The following is a 6608-nucleotide window of genomic DNA, read 5'->3' as shown; positions in this document are numbered from 1 at the left end:
GGCCGGCGCAGGGGCGGCCGGCGGCGGCGCCTCTACCGGCGCGCTCTGCTGGCGCTTTTGCTGGGCGCGCTGAAGCTGGTCGAAAATGCTGTCCTTGCCGGGCTCTGGCGCCTTTTCGGGCGCGGCCTCGCCGCCGGCGGCGTCGGGCTTCTTGATTTCCTTCAACTGGATCGACCCCGGGTCGACCGCCTTGGTCCAGTCGTCGCCGCCCGCGGCGCGGCGCTCCCAGGCGGGCAGCACGGTGAGCGCGATGCTGGTCATGAAGAAGATCGTCGCGAGAATGCCGGTGGCGCGGGTGAGCGCATTCGCCTGGCCGCGGCCGGTGAAGACGCCGCTGCCGCCCATGCCGAGCGCGCCGCCCTCGGACTTTTGATAAAGCACGAGAATGACGAGCGCCGTCACCACCATCAGATGGATCGCGATAATGACCTGCTGCATGTGACCTCTTCCCGGCGCGCGCCGGGAAAACGGCCACGCGCATAAATCTTGTGCGGCGTTCTACACCAAGCTTCCTGCGCAAGGAAGGGGCGAAAGCCCGCACGGCAGGCTTAAAAAGGCGGATTATCGGGCGTTGCGCCCGCGTCATTCGATGCGCGCCGACGGCATTCTGCTTCCGACGGTGGGAGCACGAAGGTCCGCGCCAACGCAATTGACGGGCGTCCGGCAATCATACGGCCCAACCAAATTTATCCAGCTTCTAAACATTAAAAAATGCCGTCCTGGATCCGCCCTAATACTTCACGCCCGCCCTGCCGTCATGATCGGTATATTGGAGAAAAGGCCTGCCTCCATTGCGAGCAAAATATTCATCCGTAGCCTTTTTTGATCCGGACCAGTAGCCGTAGTCATCGATGAGCAATACGCCGCCCACTGACAATTTAGGATATAATATATCAAGCTCCTTCTTGGTCGATTCATACCAATCCGTATCCAACCTTAAGACAGATATCGAACTAGGCAAGCATTCATCGCGCTCTAAAGTTTTCAATACATCGCCAACAACAAACTTTATATTTTCATCCAATACGCCAGCATCGGCAAAATTTTGTCTCACATCTTTAAGGGACGCATAGCACCAATCGGTATGGCCGTCCTTTCGGGAGCGCAAAAACTCGTCGATCGCTGCGGAGCCGTCGAGTATCTGAGTGTCAAAACTGGTGGGAGCCGTCATGCCGGAAAATGTGTCAAATAAATATATATTCCTCTTTTCGGAATACATCTTAAATATACTGGCGGCGATCAGGGCGTTTCCGCCTCTCCATACGCCGCATTCCACAAAATCGCCTTGGACATTTCGTTCGATTACGTGCTTGCAAGCCATTAGAGTGGCCCAAAGCCTCATGGGGGAGACCATGGTCAATTTTTTTTTAATGACGTAATCCAGTAATTTCTTTTCCTCGGCCGATAGTTCTACGGGGTAAATCGAGGAGAAATCTGGCTTTTTAGCCTCCATTTTAGGTAGAATCGATTTAACGTAGCGAAGAAACGTCATTAGCTGCGCCTTACTTCCGTTCATGTTTCTGCGGCGATTAGCGCTTCGTGATAACAGTAAAGCTTGCTGTTTTTATTCTGTATCCTCGACCGGGCGCCGGTTCAAGAAATTTGCGGTCAGGGGATGACGCGAATCCAAAGAGAGGCTTGGGGAATTCGACCCCAAACCTCGTAAAGGCGGCTAATGGCGCGCCGATAGCCTCAGGGTCCTAATATTTATTCCCGTCCTGGCCTTTCCAGCCGCCGTCTCCCTGGTCGAAACGGGTTTCGTCCTTGAAGGTTAAGGTCTTGCCCGGCTCGATATATTGCTTGTCCTTGATCATCTGGTTCTGGATCGTCGTCGAAAAATAATTGCTCGCCGAACAGCCTTCCTTCACCGCGCCGCCTTCGGGCTTGCATTCGAGATGCGCGCCCTTCGGGAAGGTCACGTCGGCGGTGAAGTAGAATTCGACGCCCTTATGCCCCGCGCCTTCGACGTCGAGGCGCCAGAAGCGGTCCACCTTGAAATTGCCGACGACGGCGTTCTCGTCGAATTTCTTCTTGACGACATTCTCGAACACCTTGCGGGCGTCGGCTTCGGTCGGCTCGCACCCCAATAAGCAAAAGGCCTTTGCAGGCGCGGACAGAGCCAGCGCGCCGACCAGCGTCAGCGCGGCGATCTTCAAGCTTTTCATGAGCGCTTCTCCCTCGTTTCCGGCCGATAGCCTCCGCCCCGGCTCGCTCGTTCGTCGGCGCGCCTGATCGCGAAGGCCCTGTCCATTGACCTTTTTCAAGCTGCACGGCTTCGCGCCGCGCGGCAAGGGGGATGCGCCGCGCCAATTGTCGCAGAGAAACGAGCGGGCCTGCGCGGTTGCGTCGCCTCGCCGCGCCCTCTATTGACGGCGCGGGTCTTAACCATGGGGAAGAGGGTTTCATGTCCGTTTACAAGCTGCTGCTCCTGCCTGGCGACGGCATCGGTCCGGAAATCGCCGCCGAGGCCGAGAAGATTCTCGCCTTCCTTGGCGAGGCGGGCGTGGCGCGCTTCGAGATCGAGCGCGGGCTCGTCGGCGGCTCGGCTTATGACGCGCATGGACAGGCGATCAGCGAGGCCGACATGGCGCTCGCCCAGGCGGCGGACGCCGTGCTGCTTGCCGCCGTCGGCGGGCCGAAATGGGACGGCGTGCCCTATGACGTGCGCCCGGAGGCGGGACTGCTGCGGCTGCGCAAGGATTTGGGCCTCTTCGCCAATCTGCGCCCGGCGATCTGCTATCCGGCGCTCGCCGACGCCTCGTCCCTGAAGCGGGAGATCGTCGACGGCCTCGACATCATGATCGTGCGCGAATTGACGGGCGGCGTCTATTTCGGCGAGCCCAAGGAGATCGTCGACCTCGGCAATGGCCAGAAGCGCGGCGTCGATACGCAGGTCTATGAAACCTACGAGATCGAGCGCATCGCCCGCGTCGCCTTCGAACTCGCGCGCAAGCGGGGCAACAAGGTCACCTCATCCGACAAGGCCAATGTGATGAAATCGGGCCTCTTATGGCGCGAGGTCGTCACGGCGCTGCACAAGCGCGAATATGCCGACGTCACGCTCGAACATATGCTCGCCGACGCGCTCGGCATGCAGCTCGTGCGCTGGCCCAAACAGTTCGACGTGATCGTCACCGACAATCTCTTCGGCGACATGCTGTCGGACGAAGCCGCCATGCTCACCGGCTCGCTCGGCATGTTGCCCTCGGCCTCGCTCGGCGCGGCGAATGAAGCGGGCAAGCGCCATGCGATGTATGAGCCTTGCCATGGCTCGGCGCCGGACATCGCCGGGCGCGGCGTCGCCAATCCCATCGCCATGATCGGCTCGCTCGGCATGGCGCTGCGCTATTCCTTCGATCTGCCGCAAGCCGCCGACGCCATCGACGCGGCGATCGCCGGCGTCCTCGCCAAGGGCCTGCGCACCGCCGACATCAAGGGCGACGCGGCCTCGACCGTCTCAACGAGAGAGATGGGCGACGCGATCGTCGCGGAGCTGAAGACGACGCTGACATAGCGATATCTTTCTATTCGCAAGGAGCCTGGCGGCGAAACGATCGAACGGCCGCCATGGCGCCCGATTGTTCAATCCGACTCGCAATGCGCTGAATGGCGGGTCGAAGCGCCCAGCATCGCATGCTCTGTCGGCATGCCTCGGGCCTTTCTGCTAGCCGTCTCGGTTTTCTCTGGGCCGTAGTGACGGTTCAAGGTTTTGGGATTTCCCAAGGCGGCCGCGCAATCTCACAGGCGCCGCAACATTTTGCCGACTCCTACTCGGGACAGGCTTTGTTCAATCCGTCATTTATGGGTCATCAATAGGAAATTTGGCCAAGCTAAGCACAAGCCCGCCATCAACCAAATGGAGGCGGGACATGCTGCTCAAGGAAAGCCTGAGGGGCTTGGTAGCATTTGCGGTGAGCTGTGTAGCGTCAAGCGCTTGCGCTGACTCGATCCGCAGCTATGATCATATCGTTGTCATATACCAAGAAAATCATAGCTTCGATAATCTCTACGGCCTCTGGGACGCAGTGAATGGGAAACGGGTTAACGGCCTTTCCTTCGCCGATTTCTGGCATACGCGGCAGGTGCGTTTCGACAATCAAGCGACGCCCTATTCTTGTCTGCTGCAGAACGACGTCAATCTGACCTCGCCTACGCCCTTGGCGACGACATGCACAGATGCAACCGCCGCGACGGCTTTCGTCAGCGCTTTCGCCAACGCCCCGTTCAAAATCGACTCTTACATCGCATCAACGGACACGACCTGTCCGAATCCCTACGGAGCTTCTGCTGCGAATGGCTTCCTTAAGGGAGCGGGTCTGCCCGGCGGCTGCACGCGTGACCTGGTGCATCGATTCTATAATGAGCAGTTCCAGATCAACGGCGGCAAACAAAACCGCTATGTGACGGGCAGCGACGCCGCCGGGCTCGCCATGGGCTACTACGACACAAAAGCACTCCCGCTATACAAATATCTACAGGGCCGACGCGCGCCGAACTATGTCATCGCCGATAATTTCTTTCAGGCGGCTTTCGGCGGCTCCTTTCTCAATCATCAATGGCTGATCGCGGCGGCGACGCCCGTCTTCGCTGGCGCTGCGAATGACGGCGGTTCGACGGATTTCCACTCTGTGGTCGACGTGAACGGCATGCCGACAAGCACGCCGCTTTATGCGAGCCCGCTTGGGGCGGCGGCGAAGGATGCGCAGCTCAGCGCATCCTGCCATCCGCCAGTCGGTCGTCCGGCGACTCCGGCGGGCGTGGTTTGCGGCGACTACGCCATCAACACTAACCAGCCTTTCTATCAGCCCTATGCGCCGGGAACCGCCGACGCCAGACGTCTGCCGCCGCTCACCAATACGACGATCGGCGATCGTCTGTCGGCGCGTCGTGTCGATTGGGCGTGGTACGCGGGCGGGTGGTCCAACGCCAATGGCGACAAGAACGCATTGGGCTGGACGAACGGCGCCGGTCCGTCCTGCGCAGACCCCCATGCCATGCCGACGGCGACTTTTCCGAACTGCCCCGACAAGCTGTTCCAGTTCCATCACCACCCGTTCAATTATTTCGCGGCCTATGCGCCGGGAAAAGCCGCGCGCGCCGATCATTTGCGCGACGAGGCGCAATTTTTCGATGCGGCGAGGCGGGGACGCCTCCCCGCGGTCAGCTTCGTCAAGCCGCTCGGCGCCGAGAATGAGCACCCCGGCTACACGAGTGAGACAGGAGGCAGCAACCATCTCGTCGATCTGGTGAAGGCGATCGTTGAGGGGCCGAACGGTCACGATACGCTGATTATCATCACTTATGATGAGTTCGGCGGCGCTTGGGACCATGTCCCGCCGCCGTCGGCCGCCAACCGGATCGGACCCTATGACGTCTGGGGGCCGGGCACGCGCGTTCCGACGATCCTGATCTCGAAAAAACTGCAGCGGTCGAACGTCGATCATGTCGCGCATGACACGACTTCGATTCTCAAACTGATCGAGGAGCGTTTCGGTCTCGCGCCGCTCGCGACGCGCGACGCTCGCGTCCAGAGCCTGGAGAGCGCGCTCAGAGACTAACGGAACAACGATCATCACTGATCATTGTGAAAAAGGGCAAAGGGCAAGATCGATTGCTGCTTGCTGCCCTAACGCCCGTCATATGACGAAAAACGCCCCGCCGTTACATTTACGGTCGGGGCGTTGCGCCGACCTCGGGTCGAGTCGCAAGCTTCGGACCTTCGTTTGGACCGAAATGTCCTTGCGGCTCACTTCCCGTGCACCATGCCGAGGAATTCCTCGCGGGTGCGCGGGTCGTCGCGGATGACGCCGAGCAGCCGGCTCGTCGTCAAGAGCGAGCCCGTCGTGTTCACCCCGCGCAGAGTCATACAGCTGTGCTCGGCCTCAATGACGACGCCAACGCCCTGCGGCTCCAGAATGTCCTGGATCGCTTCGGCGATCTCGGCGGTCAGCTTTTCCTGAATCTGCAGGCGGCGGGCGAAACCGTGCACGACGCGCGCAAGCTTCGAAATGCCGACCACGCGCTTGTTCGGCAGATAGCCGACATGGGCGCGGCCGGTCACCGGCAGCAGATGATGCTCGCAAAAGCTGACGACGCGAATATCCTTCAAGACCACGAGTTCGTCATAGCCGCCAACCTCGTCGAAGGTGCGCTTGAGATAGTCGCGCGGATCGACGTCATAGCCGGCGAACAGCTCGCGATAGGAGCGCGCGACGCGCGCCGGCGTGTCGACCAGCCCTTCCCGGTTGGGATCATCGCCCGCCCATTCGATGAGCACCCTTACGGCCGCCTCTGCGTCGGTCTGAGTCGGTTTAGCCATTCGTTAAAATCTCCTGCCCAGAAAGGGCCGGGAAGTTTGCGACAGGCGGGCGTCGAAGGCAAAGGCCACAGAGAGCGCTTTTTAAAAAAGAAACGCCGACGCACGCGGCGTCGGCGTCATGTTTCGCCTCTTGGGAAGCGGGATTAGTGGCCCACCCCGATCGCGGAGCCGACCGAATTCACCGCGCGCTTGACGAAGCCGAAAGGCCCGTCGCTTGGCGGCGGGGCCGGCGGAGGCGGCGCGGCCACAGGCTCCGGCGCGGACGCCGCGACGGGCGCGGCTTCAGGGG

General features: G+C 60.5%; 6 protein-coding genes. 2 read left to right on the top strand and 4 right to left on the bottom strand.

What is annotated here, in order from left to right; genetic code table 11:
* From secG to V3H18_RS16265, 3 genes are all read right to left on the bottom strand, one after another.
* Window positions 1-438: preprotein translocase subunit SecG (gene secG, locus V3H18_RS16275; protein ID WP_332083136.1), on the bottom strand; the 438-nt coding region annotated here is incomplete at its 3' end.
* Window positions 439-730: 292 nt separating this feature from the next.
* Window positions 731-1492: a TylF/MycF/NovP-related O-methyltransferase gene (locus tag V3H18_RS16270; protein WP_332083135.1), complete on the bottom strand. Its 762-nt coding sequence runs from the start codon at window positions 1490-1492 to the stop codon at window positions 731-733.
* Window positions 1493-1700: 208 nt separating this feature from the next.
* The gene (locus V3H18_RS16265) at window positions 1701-2165 is read right to left on the bottom strand and encodes a hypothetical protein (protein ID WP_332083134.1); all 465 of its coding nucleotides are present in this window, start codon (window positions 2163-2165) and stop codon (window positions 1701-1703) included.
* A gap of 239 nt (window positions 2166-2404) precedes the next feature.
* Here V3H18_RS16265 and leuB point away from each other — a divergent pair, with 239 nt between their 5' ends.
* Window positions 2405-3514: a 3-isopropylmalate dehydrogenase gene (leuB, locus tag V3H18_RS16260; RefSeq protein ID WP_332083133.1), complete on the top strand. Its 1110-nt coding sequence runs from the start codon at window positions 2405-2407 to the stop codon at window positions 3512-3514.
* A 355-nt stretch (window positions 3515-3869) separates the two neighbouring features.
* A complete protein-coding gene (acpA, locus tag V3H18_RS16255; RefSeq protein WP_332083132.1) occupies window positions 3870-5558 on the top strand; it encodes an acid phosphatase in 1689 nt (562 codons plus the stop codon).
* A gap of 188 nt (window positions 5559-5746) precedes the next feature.
* Here acpA and folE read toward each other — a convergent pair whose 3' ends face one another.
* Window positions 5747-6319 carry a GTP cyclohydrolase I FolE gene (gene folE / locus V3H18_RS16250; RefSeq protein ID WP_332083131.1) on the bottom strand — a complete coding sequence of 191 codons (573 nt, stop codon included), beginning with the start codon at window positions 6317-6319 and terminating at the stop codon, window positions 5747-5749.
* Window positions 6320-6608: the final 289 nt, after the last annotated feature.

It is taken from the genome of Methylocystis borbori, assembly GCF_036576025.1.
GTDB classification, from domain to species: Bacteria; Pseudomonadota; Alphaproteobacteria; order Rhizobiales; family Beijerinckiaceae; genus Methylocystis; species Methylocystis borbori.
Note: the sequence above shows the minus strand (reverse complement) of the source record. Positions and strands in the feature narration are given on the sequence as shown.

What these genes read in the sequence shown, in the direction of transcription:
- V3H18_RS16270 (WP_332083135.1), bottom strand. Translation starts at nt 1,492, where the DNA reads ATGACGTTTCTTCGCTACGTTAAATCGATTCTACCTAAAATGGAGGCT.
- V3H18_RS16265 (WP_332083134.1), bottom strand. Translation starts at nt 2,165, where the DNA reads ATGAAAAGCTTGAAGATCGCCGCGCTGACGCTGGTCGGCGCGCTGGCT.
- leuB (WP_332083133.1), top strand. Translation starts at nt 2,405, where the DNA reads ATGTCCGTTTACAAGCTGCTGCTCCTGCCTGGCGACGGCATCGGTCCG.
- acpA (WP_332083132.1), top strand. Translation starts at nt 3,870, where the DNA reads ATGCTGCTCAAGGAAAGCCTGAGGGGCTTGGTAGCATTTGCGGTGAGC.
- folE (WP_332083131.1), bottom strand. Translation starts at nt 6,319, where the DNA reads ATGGCTAAACCGACTCAGACCGACGCAGAGGCGGCCGTAAGGGTGCTC.